Genomic DNA, 22,266 nt, shown 5'->3' with positions numbered 1-22,266 from the left:
TTATTTCCTTATGTCTGAGTCATTGTTAACAACGACCTGTTGGGTTGAACTAGGTTGAATGGTCTGAGATTGTTTAAGTTCCCGCTGTTTCCACAACCGGAAAATAGCCGGGATGATCAGCAGAGTTAACAGCAGCGCCGATGCCATTCCGCCGATCATCGGAGCGGCAATGCGTTGCATCACTTCTGAGCCGGTGCCCTGACCGTACATAATCGGCACCAGGCCTATGATCACGGTCAGTACGGTCATCATGACCGGGCGCACGCGTAATCCGGCGCCTTCGCGGATGGCTCGGTTTAGTTCTTCACTGTCTGGGAGGTGCTGTTTTTGCTCGGCATCGATTTTGGCGTAGTGCCAGGCCTGATTGAGATAGACCAGCATGATGACGCCGATTTCCACCGCGACACCGGCCAGAGCAATAAAGCCGACCCCGACCGCAATCGACAGGTTGTAGCCGAGCAGGTGCATCAGCCATAACCCGCCGACCATCGCCAGCGGCAGTGTTGCCATGATGATCAGCACTTCCCCAAGGCGGCGGAAGCTGAAGTAGAGCAGCAACATGATGATGGTCAGTGTGACTGGTACCACGATACTGAGCCTGTCTTTAGCGCGCTGCATGTACTCATACTGACCCGCCCAAGCCAAGGCATAACCCGGTGGCAGAGTCAGTTGCTGAGCAATAACCTGCTGCGCTTCGGTGACGTATGAGCCAAGATCGCGTCCTTCAATGTCGACGAACACCCAGCCATTCGGGCGCGCATTTTCGGTTTTGATCATCGGTGGTCCGTCTTCGTAGCGGATATCGGCGACATCAGCCAGGGCAATACGCGCGCCGCTTGGCGTAACAAGTGGCAGGTTCTGCAATTTCACCACCGAGTCACGATAATCCTGCGGATAACGCACGTTAATCGGATAGCGTTCCAGCCCTTCGACCGTTTCACCAACGTTCATACCGCCTACCGCAGTGGAGATAACCTGCTGAACATCTTTGATATTCAGTCCGTAACGCGCGGCAGCCCGGCGTTTGATATCCACTGTGACATAGCGTCCACCGGCAACGCGTTCGGCGTAGACAGAAGCAGTGCCGTTGATCTGATTGAGTATGGGCTCAATCTGTGCGCCAATCTTCTCGATAGTTGCCAGCTCCGGACCGACGATTTTGATACCAATCGGGGTTTTGATTCCGGTCGCCAGCATGTCGATACGAGTTTTGATTGGCATTACCCAGGCATTGGTCAGGCCAGGGAACTGCACCAGACTATCGAACTCTTTGCGTAATGAGTCGGTGGTTACACCTGGCCGCCATTGTGATTTAGGTTTTAGCTGAATCACGGTTTCCAGCATGGTCAGCGGTGCAGGGTCTGTGGCGGTTTCGGCGCGGCCGATCTTGCCCCACACGGTAGCCACTTCCGGCACGGTTTTAATCAACTTGTTGGTTTGCTGCAGTAATTCACGCGCTTTACCAATCGAGATGCCCGGATACGTGGTTGGCATATACATCAGATCGCCTTCATCCAGTGGCGGAATAAATTCACTGCCCAGCTTGCTGGCCGGATAGTAGGCTGACAGCATCAGTACCACGGCAAAGGTAATCATTGTCTTTGGGTAACGCAGGCTGAGGTTAAGCAGCGGGCGGTACAGTCCGACTAAGCCGCGGTTGACCGGATTTTTATGTTCGGGCAGTACGTTACCGCGAATGAAATAGCCCATCAGCACAGGAACCAGCGTAATCGCCAGACCAGCCGAAGCCGCCATGGCATAGGTTTTTGTGAAGGCGAGGGGCGAGAACATTTTCCCTTCCTGACCTTCTAAGGCAAAAACCGGTACAAAGCTCAGGGTAATGATCAGCAGCGAGAAAAACAGTGGCGGGCCGACTTCCTGTGCCGCATCGCCAATCACTTGCCAGCGGTTCTGATCGTTAAGCGGGGTACGTTCAATATGCTTGTGCACGTTTTCGATCATCACGATCGCCCCATCCACCATGGCACCAATCGCAATCGCAATACCGCCCAGCGACATGATATTGGCGTTGATCCCCTGCCAGTGCATGACGATGAATGCCGACAAAATGCCGATCGGCAGACTGATAGCAATGACCAGAGATGAGCGGATGTGGAACAGGAACAGGGCACAGACAATAGCCACTACGATGAACTCTTCTGCCAGCTTCTTCCACAGGTTTCTCGACGGCGGAATTGATCAGAGTAGAGCGGTCATAGGTCGGCACAATTTCGACACCATCCGGCAGGCTGCGTTGCAGTTCGGCCAGTTTCTGTTTGACATTGGCAATCACCTGACTGGCGTTCTCACCGTAGCGCATGACAATCACCGCGCCCACGGCTTCGCCTTCTCCGTTCAGCTCCGAGATGCCACGACGCATTTGCGGGCCAAGGGTAATATCGGCAATATCACCGAGCAACAAAGGGGTTCCCTTACTGGTCACTTTAAGCGGCAGGGCCTGGATATCTTCGATACCCGACAGATAACCGGTTGTACGCACCATATGTTCCGCTTCTGCGACTTCAATCACCGATGCGCCGGTTTCCTGATTACCGTTTTTGATCGCGGTATTGACCTGTTGCAATGTCAGGTTATAAGCGCGCAGTTTGGCCGGGTCGATCTGAATCTGATACTGCTTGACCATACCGCCGACCGTAGCCACTTCCGACACTCCGGACACAGTCTGCAGTTCATACTTCAGAAACCAGTCCTGCAGGCTGCGTAGCTGAGCCAGGTCGTGCTGGCCGGTTTTATCCTGCAGAACATAGTTGTACACCCAGCCGACACCGGTGGCATCCGGGCCGAGAGTCGGTTTGGCGTTGTCCGGCAGGCGTGGTGCTACTTGACTGAGGTATTCAAGCACGCGTGAGCGTGCCCAGTACATGTCAGTCTGATCGTTGAAAATGATGTACACATACGAGTCGCCAAAGAACGAATAACCGCGCACGGTGACCGCCCCCGGCACCGCCAGCATGGCAGTCGTCAGCGGGTAAGTGACCTGATCTTCCACCACCTGCGGCGCCTGACCCGGATAGCTGGTTTTAATGATGACCTGCACATCAGACAGATCAGGCAGGGCATCAACCGGAGTGTTTTTGACACTGTACAAACCGCCCAGAAACCAGAGCTATGGTGGCAATCAGCACCAGCAGACGATTGTTGAGTGACCAGCGGATAATGGCATTGATCATTGCTCGCCTCCGGCTTTTTCAATCATCTTCAGAGCGAAATCGGCTCCTTTTTTAGCGACCAGAAACCGAACGCTGTCGCCTTCTTCTAAACCGCTCAGATCGACGTCGTTGCCGACGCTAAAGTTCATTTCACCGGCTTGCCAGTTCCACTCTGTAACCGCTTCGTGATTCACCGTGACCATACCAAAGTCGGCCATCAGCATGCTGATATTGCCGCGTATCCACACTTCTGCTGCCAATACACTGTCGTCCGCTTTGTAATCGAGAATTTCATAGCCGCCATCTGCGGTTTTTTGTAATTCAAACTCAATCGCCTGGCCTGGTTGTAACTGCGCCGCGTCAAGGCCTGCGGCCAGATTGAAATTCATCGTCATGCCCGGCCAGTTCCACTCTGGTACTGGTTGGTGAATAATGGTGACCATGCCGTGCCCGGCCATCACATCCGTGACTTCCCCTTTGGCCCAGACCCGTTCGGTATTTTGGGCCTTACTATCCACGCCGTTGATGCGTGCCAGATCAGCCGATTGACTTGATTCGGAATCAAGCAGGAAGTGAGCGGAGGTGACAATCCTGTCTTGCTGCGTCAGTCCTTGCAGCACTTCGGTGTTGCCGCCGGCTTCGTGCCCGGTTTCAATCCGTGCAGAGCGGTATTTACCTTCTCCCAGCGCTAATACCACCCGGGTCATGCCGCCGGAGCGGATAACCGCTGAAGACGGAATGGTCAGGACCGATTCTTCGGTCATCGGCTGCAAGGTGATGTTGGCAAACATGTTCGGTTTGAGTTCACCGTGCGGATTGGCAAATTTGAGTCTAAGGCGCAGAGTACGGGTTTGCGGGTCGAGAATCGGATAGACATAATCGACTTCTCCCTGCCATTGCTCTCCTGGCAAGGCGTCCAGTGTCATGAGTGCTTTACTGCCGGATTTGACCCAATGCGACTGGCGCTCAAATACTTCGGCATCGACCCAAACTTCGTTCAGCGGACCTGCGCTAATCACGGCCTGAGCCGGTTGCAGATATCCGCCTTGACGAATATTGAGACTGGCGATAACACCATCGGCTTTGGCTTTGACCTCAATGAAATCAGAGGCTTTTCCACGTCGGACAATGGATTGGATTTGCTCCCGGTCGACGCCGAGGGTGATGAGACGATCGGTCGCCCCTTTGACTAAACCACTGCGGCCGGTCCGATAAGCGTTAATCAGCTCTTCCTGTGCTTTGATTAATTCGGGAGAATAAAGCGTGAATAACACATCGTCTTTTTGGACTTGATCGCCGACTGCATTGACGTTCAACTGCTCAACCCAGCCTGCAACCCGCACGTTGGTCTGCCACAGTCGGCTCTCATCAAATCCGATATAACCGACGGTTTCGATACTCGGCGACAACGGACTGAGCTGTACCTGCGTGGTTTTTACTCCAAGGTTATTTTCAACCGCCGGATCGATAGTGACGGTGCCCGGAGCTTCTTTGGCACCGGTCAGATCCTCGGCATACACCGGAATTAAATCCATACCCATCGGTGATTTGCCCGGCTTATCCCGTTTGTAGTTCGGATCCATTGGTGCCACCCAGTACAGAGGTTCGTTGCTGGCACTGCTTGCTTGTGCGCCTGAACTGTCGTGGCCGTTACCTATCCACGACTGGACTCCGTATCCCAACGCTGCACCGATGACGAGCGCGATTGTCGTTGCCTGAATTGTTTTCATTATTACTTACCTTGTTGCTGTTGGGCTGGATTAATGGCCAGTTCTGGCTGTGTGACCTTGTACGGGTAGCGACTGAGCAGCGCCGCGAGGTTGTTGTTCACCTGGTTCAGGTCGGTCAGCAGGCGCTGATATTCAAGCTGAAGGGCGAGTTCATCACTGCTGGCCATAATCACATCATTAAACTGTGCGGTATTATTCTGATAGCCGCGCTCGACCGCTTTCACTCGTGCTGTCGCCTGAGGTAACAAGGTGGACTGATAACGTTGTAGTCGCTGGGTGAGATTGTCGCGCTCGACGAGAAGCGCATTGACTTTGGCATTCATCTGCATCAACAAGGTGTCTTTTTGCGCTTGCGCAGCGCCAACCTGATACTGGGCTGCAGACAAGTTACGGTCCTGTCGGTTGCCGGTGAACAGCGGCAAATCCATGGTCAGATACGCGCTGACCAGATCGGACGCGGGTTCACCTCGCATGTCATTGGACTGACGGTACGCATACATCACCTCAACCCCGAACTGCGGTGAATACGCTTCACGGGCGATGTCGACCTGAGTACGGCGAGCGTCAATGGCACTATCAATCAGGCGTATGTTGGGGTGGCGGCTGAGCTCTGCGTAGTAATGTTGTGATGTGGCAGCGGTCGTCAGCCATTGTTCCAGATAAGACCAGTCGAGCTGATTACTGGCTTCAAGCTGACGAGAGTGACTGAGCCAGTCAGTACCCAACCATTCAGATAACTGTGCGGTCAGTTTTTGTTGCATCTGCTGATTGGCCTGCAGCTTTTCGTCCAGGCGTGACACTTGTAATTGGGCGTTAAGCAGATCCTGAGCTTCGCTTTTACCGATGCCGTAGTTGGTCTGGATAAACCGTTCCATATCGGTCAGTAAATGCCGGTTTTGCTGCATGATGTGATAGGCGGTTTGTTGATAACCCAGCTCCAGCCAGACAGAGGTAAGGCTATTGATGATGTCCTGTTTCACGGGCCTGAACCCGCACTTCCAGTCCTTGTGCCTGATGGTTTGCCTGGGTTTGCTGCAAAGCGAGTGTGTCGCCGCGTTCGAATTGTTGCATGATGCCCAGTGAAATATTGGTCATCGGATCTTGGTCAAACTCGAAACTATCGACCGGTAGCCCGGTGACACCCACTCTGAGTTTTGGATCCATCAGGGTAGAGCGGGCAACGCCGGTTTCGCGCATCGCCTCAGCTTCGGTATAAAACTGGCGTCGAATGTTATCGCTGACCAGCGCTGCCTCAATCAGTTGAGTGAGCGTATTGTTTGTCGCTGTGGTGACGGCTGATGATGCTGTCTGCGCAGCGTATACAGGTGCCGTCACCCAGCCACTGGCACTGATGGACAGTGCTAAAAGGCATGGTTTGATATTCATGGGGTAATCCACAACTGGGCGCATCGCTGACGTTAAAGCTCAAGTGGGAGCTGCAGTCATTGCGCACGAATCTTCCTTCGCACTACAGTGCGAAGACCAAAAGGATCAGTCGGGATTAAGCTATCGGGGGGCGGTAGAGGGTCTGAACTCGGTTAATAATACTGCCGGTCGCTGTGGCTGGAGCAACCATCATCACGCTGGACAAAAATGAAATAGCACAGAATCCAGATAAAACAGCAGGTACGTTGGTGCAGGTAGTATCACAACACGTGTGGCCCATATCTATATTGTTCGCACTGTCGCAAGATGCGGAGTGAACGCTATCGGTATCTGCTTCTGATTGGCTCATGTGTGACACAGTCATACTGTGATGCTGTGGCATCTCTGGCCCCATTGCATGATGAACCGGAGCGGGCATTGAGCTCTGGCTGCTACACGAGATCATCATCTCATGCGAGGGTTGTAACGGTCGGTGTTGCATTGATGCGTCCATCCCCACCGACGCGGAGACAAAACCAGACACAAGCAAAGATGCCAGTGTCAGTAATGTAATCCAAAGAGTCTGGGTTATGGATAGTCGCATAATGTCTTCAGTGAACGCTGTATTGTCCTCAGTATAGAGCTTCCCCTAGGGGAAAGGTCAATAAAAAGAGGCAGAAAAATTTCACATCATTAATCAATATATGGCATATATATAAAAAGGCTCACAGGTTAGTGTTGGCTTACAGATAACCTGTGAGATTGGCATGCTATGCGTTAAGCAGACTATTGATAAGTCATAAGCTGACGTTCATCGAAATACTGCATCATCGCCGTTTTTGATAAATGAGCGGTGTTCTGAATGATGGTACGGGTCAGATGCGGTGCAAATTTTTCGATAAACTCGTACATGTAATGCTGCAGATAGATATTTTTGTTGTAGCAAATCCAGGCATAACAGTCAGGTATCAGGCCTTCCAGAGAGCGTACTGTAATCGAGTCGCTGATTTGGTGGGTTGCTACCGAGGCGATGATACCCAGGCCGACCCCAAGGCTAACGTACTCTTTGATGACTTCTGCATCCATAGCGGTTACTACGTAATTCGGCGTCAGACCCGCTTTAGCAAAGGCGCTGTCGATAGCGCTGCGTCCGGTTGATTTCAGCTCGTAGCTGATCAGTTTCTCGTTAGCCAGTTGTTCCAGCGTGATGTTCTGCTCTTTGGCAAGAGGATGACCGGACGGAATAATCAGTGCCAGCGACCATTTGTAAGCCGGCAAAATAGCCAGGTCAGTCTGCTCGTCAATATCTTGTGCAACGATAGAAAAGTCATAGGGACCGATCGGCAGGGCATTACCCCGGGTTTCTGGCTCTATGGTTCCCATATGCAGTGCGACTTTAGGGTATTTTTTCATGAAATGCTGCACGGTTTGCGGCAACAGAAATTTGGCAATCGCGTTAGTAGTATAGACGTTAAGGCGACCCATATCCGGTGAGGTGACACTGGCAGAAAGGGCTTTAATCCGCTCTTCGATTTCCAGCATCTGGCTGGCTTCGTGAATGATCTGCTTGCCTATTTCGGTCGGTCCGGACAAATGTTTGCCTTGACGCTCAAAAATTTGCACGCCAAGTTCGTCTTCTAATAAAGCGACTTGTTTACTGATTCCCGGTTGCGAGGTAAACAGCTTGTCTGAAGTTAGAGAAATATTATAACCATTGCGCTGTATCTCACGGATATAGCGTAATTGCTGCAGCTTCATTATGTACTCCCGGGCTACAAAACGATGACGTAACGTTCACTTGAGCGATATAAGCCTGTATGGAATGCCTCCATCAGGCGCTTAGTATACCTTATTCTCTAGAATTGTGAGTGTATTGAGGTATATCAAGCCGTTACGCAGTAGGCGTTAATGGGCCGCAGTGTAAGACGGGCAGAAAAGCAGAGCAACGATTTTCCTGCTGCAGCGGGCTGACCTACATGTCAAATTGCTTGTCAAACTCGCGTTGTTCGAGAATATCCTCGATGCGACGGCGGGTTTGATGCTCACTTAACTTTTTCGGTGTTTCTTCAGTTTCGCTGCTGTCATGTTTAGTCGGTGGAGTTTTCTTTGACGGTCGGGCCATACCAATATCCTTTTGGGTTGCGATAGTGTGATGTTAGCTGAAATTCTGGCTGCAACATTTTTAATTTCTCAACACTATGACAAGTGTTGGAGAAATGAGTTTCAGTTGCACTGATTTGTGAACAGCGCTCTCAGATCTAATAGCGGCATTATTGGCTACAAGGTTAAGCGGGCGGTCAGTTTTGGGTAGTAATACCGCAAGAAAACAAGCGCTAACCGGTCAGCAAACTGATTTTGTTAAATTAATAAGCGCCGGTTAACTTCATCAACATAAGTTAACTTAATGAATTAGGTTACGCTAATCAACGTAGGCTGAGTGAATAAATCAGATTGAGCGAATCAATTAGTGTGGCTGATGAGGTGCGGGTTTGGTGTTGGTTTTCTGTTGGCGTAACAACTGATACCAGTGGCGTTGCCTGGATGTTCTTCTGGACATTAATTTCCTGTAATTAAGATAAGAGTAAATCGGATGAAATGTAGCGGAATAAAGGAGAGGGCAGTACGGGGCAGAGTCAGGAGATTTTGACGCGGCCTGTCGTCAGGCCACGTCCAAGTAATGCTTACAGCGGAGTTACTTGAGTTGCTTGAGGGCCTTTTTTGCCATCTTCAACGTTGAAGCTTACTTTCTGACCTTCAGCCAGAGTTTTGAAGCCGTCAGCAACGATTGAGTTGAAGTGAACGAATACGTCACTGCCGCCGTTGTCTTGAGAAATAAAACCGAAACCTTTAGTTTCGTTGAACCATTTTACTGAACCAGTCATTTTACCAGACATAAATACCTCTGAATTTTAAATTTTTACAATAGTTAATTGACGCTGACTACGAAAGCTATTGATGTCGTATGAAGAAAAGTTGTCGCAGGTGCTTATACGAAGGGTATCGAAAGATGTCTGAGAAAAAACTTGTACTAAATGTTTCATTAATAGCTCCTACGTGAGAGCTAACGGCATTATACACACAGTTCAGGCAATCACCAGAGTTATTTTATCACCGCCTAATTTAATTTTTCGTAATGTTATGGCGATCAATAAATGTGCTTGCTTGAGTACCTCGCGACTGCATCGCAGCCAGGCCTGCTGATATAGCCTGTGATTAGTTGTTGCTAGCCGGGCATAAAAGATTCAGAATGCCGCACCTTTCGTTGTCATCTGCACAACGCCTGATTTTTATTTTAACTATTGAGTATCGACTATGGGTTTTACCTCGTTAGGTTTATCTGCGCCAATCCTGCAAGCCATTCAAGAAAAAGGCTACACGACACCTTCTCCGATCCAGGAGCAGGCGATTCCTGCCGTGTTAACCGGCCAAGATGTCATGGCAGCAGCGCAAACCGGTACAGGTAAAACAGCAGGCTTTACTCTGCCTATTCTAGAACGTTTGTCACAGGGGCCGCGTGTACGTGGTAACCAGGTGCGAGCGCTGATTCTGACTCCAACCCGTGAGCTGGCGGCTCAGGTACAGGAAAGTGTGGTTACTTATAGCCGTCATCTGCCTTTGAGCAGCGCTTGTGTGTTTGGCGGAGTTAAGATTAACCCGCAAATGCTGCGTCTGCGCAAAGGCGCTGATGTTCTGGTGGCGACTCCCGGGCGCCTGATGGATTTGTATAACCAGAATGCGGTTAAATTTGATCAGCTTGAAATTCTGGTGTTGGATGAAGCAGACCGTATGCTGGATATGGGTTTTATTCGTGATATTCGTAAAATCATCGATTTTCTGCCGAAAAAACGCCAAAACCTGCTGTTTTCGGCGACTTTCTCGGATGATATTCGCCAACTTGCCAAAGAACTGGTGAACCAACCGGTTGAAATTTCGGTCAGCCCGGCCAACTCAACCGCAAAAACGGTTGAGCAGTTTGTTTATCCGGCAGACGTGAAAAAGAAAGCGCCGATGCTGGTCAAGCTGATTAAAGAAGGTGACTGGCATCAGGTGCTGGTGTTTACCCGTACTAAACGTGGTGCCAACCGCCTAGCTGCGTTTCTGAATGAAGAAGGCATCAAGGCCGCTGCTATTCATGGTAATAAAAGTCAGGGTGCGCGTACGACCGCGTTGGCTGAGTTTAAATCGAATGATCTGCGCGTGTTAGTGGCGACCGATATCGCAGCGCGCGGCATTGATATTCCTCAGCTACCTCAGGTGGTTAACTTCGAGCTGCCGAATGTGGCGGAAGATTACGTGCACCGTATCGGTCGTACTGGTCGCGCCGGTGAGGCGGGTAAAGCGATTTCTCTGGTGTGTGCAGTTGAAGCGCCGGACCTGTTCGGGATTGAGCGACTGATTCAGCAAGTTCTGCCTCGTCTTGAACTGGATGGATTTAAGCCAAGTAACAGCGTGCCGGAATCTAAGCTGGATACACGTCCGATCAAAGCCAAAAAACTGAAAAAGCCGAAAAAACCAACAACAGAACACGCTAAGTCGGGTCAGAGTGAAGCCAAGGCGGCTCAGGCGAAATCAGGCGCACCACGTCAACGTCGTAAGCCGGCTAATGCTTCTGGTACCAATGCTTCTCGCCCAAATACATCTGGCCGTAATGGGGCAGGTAACAAGCCGTCGGGTCAGGCTAATCAGAAGCAGGGCGCTCAGGCAGCGGATACCCGAACAGGTGATAAACCAGCGAATCGTTCAGGTCATAAACCGCGTAATGCAGCGGGTGCCGGTAAAGCAAATTCAGGCCAGGGGCAAAACACAAATCGCCGTCGTTCAAAACTGCGTCAGGATGCTGTGTCACAAAATTAAGCGGATTAAAATTCCGCATAGACTGACGGTCACTTAAAACAAAAAATGCCAGAGGAAACCCTCTGGCATTTTTTTAGCCGCTAAACATCAATTTGTTTGTCCAACTAGAGTTTGTTTTCCCACCAAGCGCAATTTGTTTACTCGATGAAGGGAATTCGTTTACACCACAAGAGGCAATTCGTTTCATCCCCAGAGAGCCGCTCAGGGTTTGTACCAGCCTTTCTGATACGCAACGCTGCCAAAGTTGGCGTAGGCATGCGCTTCTTCAGTCAGGGTGGTGTCTGCCTCGGTCGGCGTCAGGTTTTCCCCTTGCAGCAAAAACGTCTGTGGTGCTTTGTCTGGTTGAAACACGACCGCTTTATTTTGTTTCAGGTAAGCAAAGTTTTTATCGTATTGCAGTAAGGCACGCGTCTGATCAGCTGCTACGGGTTTGGTAAAGTCATTACCCAGCATCGGATGTTCGCCGGATGCGCCAATCAGTGACAGTAAGGTCGGCCCCAGGTCAATTTGGCTCGCCAGACGGTCATCCTGCTTAGGCGTGACATCGTTACCGAATATCACTGCCGGGATATGGAAGTGACGCACCGGCACCAGGCTGGCACCATACACCCGTGAATCGTGGTCAGCGACGACGACAAAAATGGTGTCTTTCCAATAGTCGGAATTCTTGGCCTTTTTGACAAATTCACCCAAGGCGAAATCAGAATATTTCGCAGCGTTATTGCGCGTTTGCTTCTCGGTATCGTAAGGGGTGATTTTGCCGTCCGGATAGTCATAAGGTGAATGATTCGATGAAGTAAACACCAGACTGAAGAACGGCTTACCATCTTTGTGTAACTGACTGAACTCGCGATCAGCCTGGTCGTAAAGGTCTTCGTCTGAGGCGCCCCAGGAGCCGGTGAAGTTCACCTGGTCGAAGTCACTGCCCTGCACGATATCCTGAAAACCATTACCAAGGAAAAACGTCTTCATATTGTCGAAGTGTGCTTCGCCACCATAGATAAACTGGGTGTGGTAACCCTGTCTGCCTAAGAAATCGGCCAAAGTGAAAAAGTTTTGCTGCGACTTGCCGAGTTTAACCACTGCACGTGCCGGAGTCGGCGTAAAGCCGGTGACCACAGCCTCGATACCACGCACAGAAACGGGTCCCGGTTGCGTAAAGGCGGGTGAAGTTCCAGCCTTCATCCATCAGCTTGTCCAGATTCGGGGTCAGTGGCAGCCCGCCCAGTTTGCCGACATAGCGCGCACCTAAGCTCTCTTGCAGCAGAATCACCAGATTCTTTTTACGTTCCGGGAAGCTGCTGATGTGCATGGTTTTGGTTGGCGCTGTCGTGTCCAGATAGTGTGCATCCGGATTTTGCTGACTGGCACGGATCTGACTGAGCAGAGTCTGTTGATTCATAGGCCCGTAAAAGTCGGCGCTCGACATCTCTTTCTGGGCCTGTTTCCAGGCAAAGGCAACTGAGTAGGCTGAGTTGATACTAAGATCATTGAGCAAGTGATCGGTTGAAAATGCCACCAGTGCCGGGTTAATCGGACGGTGCTCTAACGTGCCGCGGCCCGCTAAAACAAACAGGCAAGCCAGAACCAGTTGCAGAGCAAGCTGGGGAATCATTGCCCCTTTGATATCAGGATTCCAGACCCGGTTAAATACCTTACTCAGTCCGCTACCGGCTAAAAACAGGACCAGTAAGGTCACTGCAATCTCTGTCTTGTAGCCGGAAGCGAGCATAGAAAACACTTCTTTTGGATAGATCAGGTAGTCGATGAACAGACGGTTCGGTCGCAGATCGTATTCCAGAATGAAGGTCGGGGTAATGAGTTCAAAGAACAGCAGTAACAGGGTGCTGCCCACCAGGTAGACTTTGAGTGGCAGGCGGATAAAGCGTGTCGCACGCAAGGCAGTTGCCAGCAGCATCACCAGCAAAGCCGGTGCCAGCAGATAACCCAGAGTCGAGAGGTCGATGCGCAGGCCACCTAAGAAGATCTGGCCATAGTCACTGGCGGCAAACACGCGTTCACTTTGCCAGATGGACAGCATCAGGCGTGACAGACTCAAGAGTGCCAGATTAATCACAAAGAAGCCAAGCAGGGCAGGTAATGCCCCTGTCTTCAATCTGGTTCGTTCACCCGAAAGTACGGTAATTAGCGTAGCCATAATACGGTTCCCCACACAGCCAATGAGCACACCATACTGAGCAGCACGATGGCTGAGCCGATGTTTTTCGCGACCCCGGACAAGGTGTGATATTCCAGACCTACCCGGTCAACTACAGCTTCAATGGCGGTATTGACCATTTCTGCGAAGAGGACAAACAGCATGCTGAGCATAACTAACAAGGTATGCATTGCCGGTAAATCGAGCCAAAACGCAAAGTACGTTAACGGCACGAACAGCATGAGTTCTTGCTGGAAAGCTGCCTCGTTTTTACACAACCACTTAAAACCGTTAAAGCTATGAATGAAAGTATAGGCAATCCTGTGCATACCTGTACGTTTAATTATAATGTCTGGTTGCATTTTTTCGGCACTCTATAAGGCAAGATTATGAATGGAGTTGACAGTTTTGGGTAATATCCAGGCCAGCATCGTGGACCTGTGATGTCACGCCATACAACCCCAGCAAACTATGAAACAGGTTGTCATGTGAGACGGTGCTGCTTTGCGCTTCTTGTTTAAGGCATTGGGTATTAAGCCCTTTTTGCTCAGCATACTGATTAGGAATCCACATTAGCCAAGGCACCTGAGTCTGCTCTTTAGGGGCGATGGAGTAAGGCGTGCCGTGTAGGTAAAGTCCGCTTTCACCCAGTGATTCACCGTGATCGGAGATATAGGTCATCATTACGTTGTAATCGTCAGAGACGCTTTTTAGCTCATCAATCACCTGGGCCAGGACATAGTCGGTATACACCAGGGTGTTGTCGTATACATTGACGATTTGCTGGTCGCTGCAGTTTTCGATATCGCTGCGGTCACAAGCCGGCTGGAACGGCGCCTGAGCATCCGGATAGCGTTGCCAGTAGGTCGGTCCGTGGCTGCCGATGGTATGCAGCACCAGCAGTTTGTCGTGTTTGCCATCATCAATAAATTGTTTGGCATCTTTCATCATCGCCACGTCAAAGCAGGTAGTGCCGTTGCAGTCTTGATTTTTCAATGAATTATCAATGGTGCGGTACGGCAGATTATCGGCCACTCCTTTGTCACCGCCGTCATTATCAATCCACAGAACATCCACTCCTGCATGTTGAATTACATTCAGGGCGTTATCCTGAGCCTGAGCACGTGGTTTGTTATAAGTCTCACGAGTCATATTCGAGAACATACACGGCACTGAAAGCGCGGTGTAGGTGCCGCAGGAAGAGACATCCTGAAAGGCAATCAGGCCCATGTCTTTGGTATAAGGGTTGGTGTCGCGTGCATAGCCGTTGTAGGCAAAGTTTTGCGCGCGGGCAGTTTCACCCAGCACCACGACCATCAACGTGGGTTTGCCGTTGGGATTTGCCACCACTTTGGCATCTTCGCCCTGGGTTTTATAAACCAGAGGCTGGGTAAAATAGGTTTTTTCTAGATACCGGAACCCGTTGTATATGTGCGCCGGGATGATCATCTTGTTGAGATAATGGTTGTTGCGTCCGACTGACGCGTAATCTTTATAACTGGTCGCAGCCGTCAGCCCAATTCCAGCCAGAGCAATGACGATAATACCAACACGTGACAGGGTCGCTCTCAGCAAGGTGCGCTGCGGAAACAATGCGTACCATGAACAGCAACAGGGTTGGCAGCAGACCAAATCCTGTCAGATAAGCCAGGGTTGCGCCGTTCATGTAGAAGGACATTTCTGAGCTGTTAGTCTCAAACACACTCTCCATCATGGTGGAATCAAACAGCGTGTGGAAGTTGACTTCGGCATATAAAGCGGCCGCTGAAGTCAGCAGCACAAAGGCCATAAACGGCTTAAAAATATAGGGCCAGGCAACGAGAGAGAAAATAAGGATGAAAGCGCAGGTCAGCAGCAGAGGTGCACTGGCAGCAAACAGCGGATTAGAGACATTGCTGCTCAGGTTGAAAATAGCAGACAGCACCGGATAGTTCATCACGGTACCAAAATAGACCGCACACAAAACAATCAGTGTGCTCATGGTCATCGGGATTTGGGGCCAGCTAAAACGGCGAGTATGGGTCATCACAGTAAATCACAGTTATCGGACAGTGTGGCTATGATGAGAAGCAAAACTTAAGAGTCGCTTAAGAATTATTAAGAAACATCTTATCTGAATAAATTAGTGATTGTGCGGGCGGGGGAAAGAGAGGGGAGTGACACGGTTCCCTGCCTTTAGTGATGAATTAAGCTTGTGTCATTTTTATTTATCATACGGTTAGAGTGGCAGAATCAATGTATGCGATTTCATTCAGATAATTAATAAACGAATAGGATCTTTCTTCCAAATATCACTGCAATTTCATATCACGTTCATTATCCGTTGCCACTCTTGTGACTTGTTTCATCGTCGGTTTTTCGCGTATGGACACTCATCATCAACGTTAGACAGGTCTCGGAGACACAAATGAAAACCCCTAAGCTTAACAAACGCTTGTTATCCCACACACTGCTGGCCACAGCCGTCACCATGGCATTAGTTGGCTGTAATGACAGTAACGATTCACAGGCGTCTTTTACTTTACAACTCTTGCATGTGTCGGATATGGATGGCTCAAATGCTTTGGCACTGGCGAATGCCGGCAATTTTGCCAGTAACGTCAGTTCGCTGACTTCACAATATCCGCAGAATACTTTGTTTCTCAGCTCTGGTGACAACTACATTCCCGGTTCACGTTATCAGGCCGGAGACAATGAGACGATGGCGACGGTAAATGGGGTCGGGGTGCCTGGTGTCGGACGTGCGGATATTGCCATGCTCAATGCCATGGGTCTGCAGGCCTCTGCTGTCGGTAACCATGATCTGGATGGCGGTACCGAGGAGTTCGCTGCTATTATCGCTGCCGAGACGGCAACCGGTTCTTACAGCATGGATTACCCGGGAGCCCGCTTCCCTTATCTGAGCAGCAACATGATCTTTGCCGATGACGCAAATACCGCACCGCTGGTGGTTGCAGATGGGCAGACAGCATCTGACATCCCCAATAGTCTGACGTCCAGTACGGTCATTACCGTCAATGGAGAACGGATTGGTATTGTTGGCGCAACCACGCCAACCAATGAGGTGATTACCAGCACCGGCGATATCACGGTATTACCCGCGAACGATTCTACCGCTGAACTGGCGGGGTTAATTCAGGAAAAAGTTGATGACCTGACCGCAAGCGGGATTAACAAAGTCATCGTCTTGGCTCACATGCAGACCATTACGGTCGAACAGCAGTTGGCAACGCTACTGAAAGATGTCGATATCATAGTTGCTGGTGGTTCGAATACCTTACTGGCGGACAGCAACGACCGACTCTGGGCCGGCGATAGTGCGATTGGTACCTATCCATTGCTATACAAGGATGCCGACGGTAAAGATATTGCTGTGGTTAACGTCGATGGCGACTACAAGTACCTGGGGCGTTTAGTGGTTGGCTTTGATGAAAACGGCAATCTGCTCACCAATTCCATCGACTCCGAGCAGAGCGGGGTTTATATCAGTGATGATAGTATGGTCAGCTCACTGGGCGGCAGCAATAATGCTGAGGTTGATGCGATCGTCACTGCGGTCAACGATGTGATTGTCGCGGATGAAAGTAACATCCTCGGTCATACGACTGTGTATCTGAATGGTCTGCGTGCCGATGTGCGATCCAATGAAACTAACCTGGGCGATCTGACTGCAGACGCTAACCTGTGGTATGCCAAACTAGAAGACTCGGGCGTACAGATTTCTATCAAAAATGGCGGTGGCATCCGTGCCCCTATCGGTTACTCGGCTTATCCGGCGGGTTCAACCAATGCCGATGATCTGCAGTATTACCCACCTGCCGCCTATCCGGCAGCCGGTAAAGAAGAGGGCGATATTTCGCAGTATGATTTGCAGACCACGTTGGCCTTCAATAATGCCTTGGGTATTCTCGATGTGTCGGCGACTGAGCTCAAGCAGATTCTGGAACATACGGTCGCTGATATCGATCCCGATGATCCGACCGGCAACGCAGGTGGCCGTTTCCCGCAGATTGCGGGTATGCGCTTTAGTTTTGACCCGACCCAACCGGCTATGGATACCAGTGCCGGAGAGCCAGGCCAGCGCATTACTGAACTGGCGGTCGATACCTCGGGAGATGGGGTATACGATGATATTGTGGTAACCGCCGGTGTGATGCAGGGTAACAGCAGTCGTCAGTTCAGCGTTGTCACCTTGAGCTACCTTGGTGAGGGCGGTGATGGTTATCCGTTCCCGTGTACGACCGCGACGGACGGTGACGGCAACAGCTATTGTCAGAACATGCAGTATCTGCAAGGTAATATGAGTGCAGATACCGGTCTGGCCGATTTTGCCGAGAGCGGTACTGAGCAGGATGCGTTTCGCGGAATATCTGCGTACACGCTATCCGGATAGCGCAACTCCATACACCAACGCGGATGCGGTTGAAGACAATTCTGTGGTTGATACGAGAATTGTACGCATCAATTAATTGTTCTTTAGAGAATTATCGATTTTCACTGGCCACCCAACAATGGGTGGCCTTTTTGTTCTGTAAATCAGAGGATGAATGGCAGGGCTTAATTAACGTGTGTTCCGGTTCGATTTTAAAGTGTTTCAAAACCAATATATATTTAAATACAGACCGGGTTAGTATCAAGGATGTAATATCTTTCGTTGTTGCAGTGCCTAACTGAGGTATGCAACATTTTATACAGTAAATAATTGACCTGTTTTTGACAATGCAGTTACTATTGAACTTGATGAATACGAAGAATAAGTGGCTGCTATTATTTCCTACCCACGATGCAATTCATCAGTGTTTTATTTTTTAATATCTTGAATCGCTGTCAGGTCATTAGCACGCTCATTTTGTAACGGGCGACATTTTTGTCGAATAGGGAATACATCGTTGGACCGTCATGAATATGCCGTCAAGTCGACTTTTATCAGATCCTCTTATCTGTTGATTTTGGGGCTGGTCGTCTGTCTACTGTGGATTCTGTCCCGACAAGATTTTATGACCTTCCATGCCATCGTCGAATTATTTACCATTCTGGTCTCGGGCTTAATTGCTCTGGCCGGGTTTAAAGCTAAGGCCACCGAAGAAACCCGCTATCTGAGATTGCTGAGCACGGTATTCGTGTGTGTGGCATTTATCGACCTGGCTCATATGCTGACCTATAAAGGGGCCCTGTTGTCCGGTAATCTCGGGCCTAATCCACCGACGCAGTTTCTGGACTTTAGGCCGCTTGGTTGAAGCAATTGGCTTACTGATTGTCTTTGTCTGTCCTTTTCAGTGTCGTCATCAAACAGCCTATATCCGCGGCCTTATCATAGTTTCTGCAGCGGGCATTCTGGCTATCTATCCGCTGATGCTATTTCCCGATGCCTTTGTGGAAGACAGTGGCCTGACGCCGTTTAAACTCTACAGTGAGTACGTGGTGGTTGGCCTCACCGCAGTCGCCTGGCTGGCGGTATGGTTAAAGCGTAAAACCCTGCAATCGGTGCACGTTCCACACCTGGCTATCTTTTTTGCCCTGACCATAGTGGCGGAACTCTGTTTTACTCAATATATTTCCGTCTATGGTGACGTTAATGCAATCGGTCATTTGTTCCGCTTTATAGCGACCTATTTTTTATATCGGGGCATTTTTTCGGACAAATACTCGTTACGTCATTCGATTTTCCAAATTAACCCGCTGCACGTCACGATTATTATTCTCAGCTGTGTGGTTTGGCTTGCCATCGGTTTTGGCGTTCGTTATGTCGAGCAGGGAAGCCAGAAGCAAGACCAGCTGTATCTGTACAAACAGCGTCTACAAGGGTTGGTCATTACTCTGCAAGCCATGCTGGACAACGAGTTGCGGCTTACTGACAGTCTGGAAGCGTTCGTCATATCACGCCCGGATTTCAGCGCACAAGAGTTTACCCTGTTCGCCGAGCGAGTGCTGGCTAAATCGGACTTTGTCAGCAGTCTGCAGTTGGCGCCTGAGGGAGTGGTGACCTATGTTACCGACCTTGAACGTAATCAGGGCGCTATTGGCCATAACTTGCTGCAGGACCCACGACGTAAAGAGGGAGTGATGAAAGCCATTACCACCCGCCGTCCGATTGTCGATGGCCCTTTGCGATTGATCCAAGGTGGTTATGGTCTGATTGCCCGGGCGCCGATTTATGTTCCCAGTGAATCAGGACGTCAGAAGCAAACATTCTGGGGATTTGCGACGGTATTAATTGATATGGACGCGCTGCTTAGCTCGCCAATCATCAAACGTTTTACTGATGAATTCATATTGTCTATTCGGGCGGTGAACCCGGTCGGGCATCTGGATGAACGCATTCTGGGCGAAGATCCGCAAGGGCAGCAGCCACTGCTGCAAAGTAAGCTGCATCTAAATAACAGCTCCTGGACACTTTCGATGTACGGCGGGCGTCAGGGTATGATTCAGCATTCGTCTTTTATTCTCTCTTCCTGGTACTGGACCTATCTGCTGCTTTCAACCGGTTTAATCGCGGTGGCTCTGCTGCGTATACTTGGCCATAAAGTCTATGTAGAGAAGGCCGTGATTGATGCTACGGAACACCTGCAGCAGGAAGTCTTACGTCGCCAACAAGTGGCAGAAATGGAGCGGCGTCTGGCGACCCGTGATGAATTAACCGGGCTCGCCAACCGGCGTCATTTCTATGAAACTAGCCCATGAACATCTTGATGTTGCCCGCCAGAAAGGGCGCAGCTTTACCATGTATTATATGGATCTCGATGGTTTTAAAGCGGTTAATGATACCTATGGCCATACCATTGGCGATGCCGTGCTGAAAATGGTCGGCCAGAGATTGGTTGGCTGTCTGCGCTCCAGTGATATTGTTGCCCGGCTTGGTGGCGACGAATTTGTCGCAATCCTGCTCGATTCTGAAGATCATGATTTTTTTAAATCGCAGCAGATTATCGCCAGTATCGGCATGCCGATGAAGATTGGTGAGCTGCAGGTAAGCATAGGGATCAGTATCGGGGCTGCGGTTTATCCGGATAATGGCGCTACAGTGGACGCCATGTTACTTCAGGCTGACCGGGCACTTTATCAGGCTAAAGATCAGGGGAGAAACCGCCTGGTTGTCGCCGGGGCGGCTTCGTAAAGATAGTGGGCTATCAGTATGCCTGGCGACTTAGTGGGTTAGCTTCTCAAAATACCGATGAATATCAGTGCCATGCCGGTAAGCTGATACCAATGCAAGCTCTCACCCAATAAAGCAATCGAGAGCAGCACGCCAAACACCGGAATCAAATGAATTGACAGGCCAGCTTTGGCCGGCCCGAGGCGCTCCACGCTGGTGGTGTAGAGCAGGTAAGCCAGCACTGACGGCACGATTCCCACATAGGCCAGAGCCAATAAGGTATGGCTGTTCCAAACCGGGCTGGCGCCTGAATACACTTCAACACCATAAAATGGCATGACCACCAGCAGCCCGACGAACATCTGCACTGACATCAGACCTAACCGGTTCATTTCTTTTGGCATTCTTTGGATCACCAAGGTATATATGGCCCAGCTGACCATTGCCAGAAAAACCACTAAATCACCCTGATTAAAACTAAGCGAGCTTAGGATCTGCCAGTCGCCACGGGTCAGAATAAACAGTACGCCGGTAAATGACACGGCCATTCCCAGCCATTGCGAACGTTTAAGGCGAAGTTTGACAAACAGCGAGCCGAACAGACTGATGAGTAATGGGATAAATGAATTGAGGATCAGCGCATTACTGGCGGTTGTACTTTGCAGACCGACATAGATCAGCGAGTTGAATGCTGCCACGCCTGTCACCGAAGCGATTAAAATTCGCTGGCGATAGTGCCAGTAAAGGCGCCATTCGCGGCGCAAGATCGTATAGGTAAATGGCAGCAGAACCAGGCTGGCTATCACCCAGCGGTCAAAGGAGAGCGTCAAAGGCGGGATATCACCACGCACAGAACGTCCGACAATAAAATTACCGGCCCAGAATAATGGCGGCAGTGCCAATAGACAGAGAGTAACCCAGAAGCTTCCTGAGGGGTTTTTGAGGCGTTGTACAAGGCTGGTCATACGTATCCTTTCGATGACATTATGAATTGAGTGTTTTTTCGAACACGAAGGTGCAGATGAGGCGCGCACAGCGATGTTCAGACACTGCGCGGCGGTTATAGGATTGAAAGTAAGACTTGCCCGGCGGAAATGCCACTGTTTATTGGACACAGAGATAAAAATGAGAGCCTGGTCGTCAGGAGTTCAAGGGCTGACACTGCTTGAAATAAAAAAATAGCCCGCGAATGCGGGCTATTAAAATGGGAATCTGTCAGGTGAAATTAAACGCCGGCGCGTTTCAGCAGACCTGCCATCAGAGGTGAGCTGGATTTCACTTGTTTCGATTTATTCTGGAAGTTACGCGCCAGTTGGGTGTCATTGATGTTTTTCGCGATGTAAGCCATCGCATGATAGAAATCAGTGCCCGATTTTACTTTTGATTTATCGTTCATCGGCGCCAGCAGCTGAACCATCTTAGTGCCGGTCATTTTGTTCTCAATCGCGTAGTTTTGCACTGAGTCCAGCAGCAGATCCAGATCAGCCATTGATTCAGCGCTTTCTACGCCTTGCTTTTGCATTTCTTTACGGTTGCGTTTGCGCAGTTGTTTTACAACAAAAGCAGGTTGGTTGATCTTTTTGTAACCGAAGTAGCCCGCGGCCAGGACCAGGACGATGCCGCCGATGACATAACCCCAGATAGAGGAGCCAGTCGCTTCAGCAACAGGTTGGATAGAGTCAATGCTCGTCGTTAGGTCAGACATAATTATGGATCCTTTGAATGGTGCTTTGTGAATAAAGCTAAAACTAATCTGGCAGGGAAAAAGGTGTATTGCGGTGAATCAAGAATTCATTAAAAGCACGTTTCTGCCTCATTCCCCCATTTATTGGGCTTTTTATCCCTTAAAGCAAGGGGCGCTGGTCTATCGTTAATAGTTTTGTGTTTAATAAGTCG

General features: G+C 50.1%; 12 protein-coding genes and 4 pseudogenes. 5 read left to right on the top strand and 11 right to left on the bottom strand.

Going from position 1 to position 22,266, the window contains the following annotated elements; all coding sequences use genetic code 11:
* The 6 genes and pseudogenes from ABDK09_17650 to ABDK09_17625 all read right to left on the bottom strand — a co-directional run bounded on the left by ABDK09_17650 (position 1) and on the right by ABDK09_17625 (position 9,159).
* A pseudogene (locus ABDK09_17650) lies at positions 1-3,191 on the bottom strand (efflux RND transporter permease subunit).
* Positions 3,188-4,900: an efflux RND transporter periplasmic adaptor subunit gene (locus tag ABDK09_17645; GenBank protein XAW88810.1), complete on the bottom strand. Its 1,713-nt coding sequence runs from the start codon at positions 4,898-4,900 to the stop codon at positions 3,188-3,190. The pseudogene ABDK09_17650 and the gene ABDK09_17645 overlap by 4 nt, the downstream one beginning before the upstream one ends.
* Before the next feature lie 2 nt (positions 4,901-4,902).
* Positions 4,903-6,286, bottom strand: a pseudogene (locus ABDK09_17640) (TolC family protein).
* Between the two features lie 765 nt (positions 6,287-7,051).
* Positions 7,052-8,023 carry a LysR substrate-binding domain-containing protein gene (locus ABDK09_17635; protein XAW88809.1) on the bottom strand — a complete coding sequence of 324 codons (972 nt, stop codon included), beginning with the start codon at positions 8,021-8,023 and terminating at the stop codon, positions 7,052-7,054.
* Between the two features lie 214 nt (positions 8,024-8,237).
* A complete protein-coding gene (locus tag ABDK09_17630) occupies positions 8,238-8,387 on the bottom strand; it encodes an adenosine deaminase (GenBank protein XAW88808.1) in 150 nt (49 codons plus the stop codon).
* 559 nt (positions 8,388-8,946) lie between these two features.
* Positions 8,947-9,159 (bottom strand): cold-shock protein, encoded by a 213-nt coding sequence (locus ABDK09_17625; GenBank protein XAW88807.1) that lies wholly within the window; start codon positions 9,157-9,159, stop codon positions 8,947-8,949.
* 418 nt (positions 9,160-9,577) lie between these two features.
* Between ABDK09_17625 and ABDK09_17620 the strand changes: the two genes are divergently transcribed.
* Positions 9,578-11,119 carry a DEAD/DEAH box helicase gene (locus ABDK09_17620; protein ID XAW88806.1) on the top strand — a complete coding sequence of 514 codons (1,542 nt, stop codon included), beginning with the start codon at positions 9,578-9,580 and terminating at the stop codon, positions 11,117-11,119.
* A 201-nt stretch (positions 11,120-11,320) separates the two neighbouring features.
* On the opposite strand, the pseudogene ABDK09_17615 reads toward ABDK09_17620, so the two are convergent.
* The 3 genes and pseudogenes from ABDK09_17615 to ABDK09_17605 all read right to left on the bottom strand — a co-directional run bounded on the left by ABDK09_17615 (position 11,321) and on the right by ABDK09_17605 (position 15,258).
* Positions 11,321-13,277: pseudogene (locus tag ABDK09_17615) on the bottom strand (LTA synthase family protein).
* Positions 13,265-13,519, bottom strand: a complete 255-nt coding sequence (locus tag ABDK09_17610) for a diacylglycerol kinase (GenBank protein ID XAW88805.1) — start codon at positions 13,517-13,519, stop codon at positions 13,265-13,267. The pseudogene ABDK09_17615 and the gene ABDK09_17610 overlap by 13 nt, the downstream one beginning before the upstream one ends.
* A gap of 145 nt (positions 13,520-13,664) precedes the next feature.
* A pseudogene (locus ABDK09_17605) lies at positions 13,665-15,258 on the bottom strand (phosphoethanolamine--lipid A transferase).
* 426 nt (positions 15,259-15,684) lie between these two features.
* Here ABDK09_17605 and ABDK09_17600 point away from each other — a divergent pair.
* The 4 genes from ABDK09_17600 (at position 15,685) to ABDK09_17585 (ending at position 20,391) form a co-directional block, all read left to right on the top strand.
* Entirely contained in the window at positions 15,685-17,670 is a 1,986-nt protein-coding gene (locus ABDK09_17600) for a bifunctional metallophosphatase/5'-nucleotidase (GenBank protein ID XAW88804.1), read from the top strand.
* 496 nt (positions 17,671-18,166) lie between these two features.
* Positions 18,167-18,514: an MASE3 domain-containing protein gene (locus ABDK09_17595; GenBank protein ID XAW88803.1), complete on the top strand. Its 348-nt coding sequence runs from the start codon at positions 18,167-18,169 to the stop codon at positions 18,512-18,514.
* A complete protein-coding gene (locus tag ABDK09_17590) occupies positions 18,507-19,958 on the top strand; it encodes an MASE3 domain-containing protein (protein XAW88802.1) in 1,452 nt (483 codons plus the stop codon). The genes ABDK09_17595 and ABDK09_17590 overlap by 8 nt, the downstream gene beginning before the upstream one ends.
* On the top strand, positions 19,942-20,391 hold the full coding sequence (locus ABDK09_17585) for a GGDEF domain-containing protein (GenBank protein XAW88801.1): 450 nt from the start codon (positions 19,942-19,944) through the stop codon (positions 20,389-20,391). Before ABDK09_17590 ends, ABDK09_17585 begins: the two co-directional genes overlap by 17 nt.
* Before the next feature lie 38 nt (positions 20,392-20,429).
* Here the strand turns inward: ABDK09_17585 and ABDK09_17580 are convergent, their stop codons facing one another.
* Positions 20,430-21,335, bottom strand: a complete 906-nt coding sequence (locus ABDK09_17580; protein XAW88800.1) for a DMT family transporter — start codon at positions 21,333-21,335, stop codon at positions 20,430-20,432.
* 260 nt (positions 21,336-21,595) lie between these two features.
* Positions 21,596-22,075: an LPXTG cell wall anchor domain-containing protein gene (locus ABDK09_17575; GenBank protein XAW88799.1), complete on the bottom strand. Its 480-nt coding sequence runs from the start codon at positions 22,073-22,075 to the stop codon at positions 21,596-21,598.
* Between the last annotated feature and the right edge of the window lie 191 nt (positions 22,076-22,266).

This window comes from Vibrio sp. CDRSL-10 TSBA (genome assembly GCA_039696685.1).
Classification (GTDB): Bacteria; Pseudomonadota; Gammaproteobacteria; order Enterobacterales; family Vibrionaceae; genus Vibrio.
This window is presented reverse-complemented; position numbering and strand designations above follow the sequence as displayed.

Excerpts from the sequence above, each read along its gene's own strand:
- ABDK09_17645 (XAW88810.1), bottom strand. The coding sequence starts at position 4,900 with ATGAAAACAATTCAGGCAACGACAATCGCGCTCGTCATCGGTGCAGCG.
- ABDK09_17635 (XAW88809.1), bottom strand. The coding sequence starts at position 8,023 with ATGAAGCTGCAGCAATTACGCTATATCCGTGAGATACAGCGCAATGGT.
- ABDK09_17630 (XAW88808.1), bottom strand. The coding sequence starts at position 8,387 with ATGGCCCGACCGTCAAAGAAAACTCCACCGACTAAACATGACAGCAGC.
- ABDK09_17625 (XAW88807.1), bottom strand. The coding sequence starts at position 9,159 with ATGTCTGGTAAAATGACTGGTTCAGTAAAATGGTTCAACGAAACTAAA.
- ABDK09_17620 (XAW88806.1), top strand. The coding sequence starts at position 9,578 with ATGGGTTTTACCTCGTTAGGTTTATCTGCGCCAATCCTGCAAGCCATT.
- ABDK09_17610 (XAW88805.1), bottom strand. The coding sequence starts at position 13,519 with ATGCTGTTCGTGCCGTTAACGTACTTTGCGTTTTGGCTCGATTTACCG.
- ABDK09_17600 (XAW88804.1), top strand. The coding sequence starts at position 15,685 with ATGAAAACCCCTAAGCTTAACAAACGCTTGTTATCCCACACACTGCTG.
- ABDK09_17585 (XAW88801.1), top strand. The coding sequence starts at position 19,942 with ATGAAACTAGCCCATGAACATCTTGATGTTGCCCGCCAGAAAGGGCGC.
- ABDK09_17580 (XAW88800.1), bottom strand. The coding sequence starts at position 21,335 with ATGACCAGCCTTGTACAACGCCTCAAAAACCCCTCAGGAAGCTTCTGG.
- ABDK09_17575 (XAW88799.1), bottom strand. The coding sequence starts at position 22,075 with ATGTCTGACCTAACGACGAGCATTGACTCTATCCAACCTGTTGCTGAA.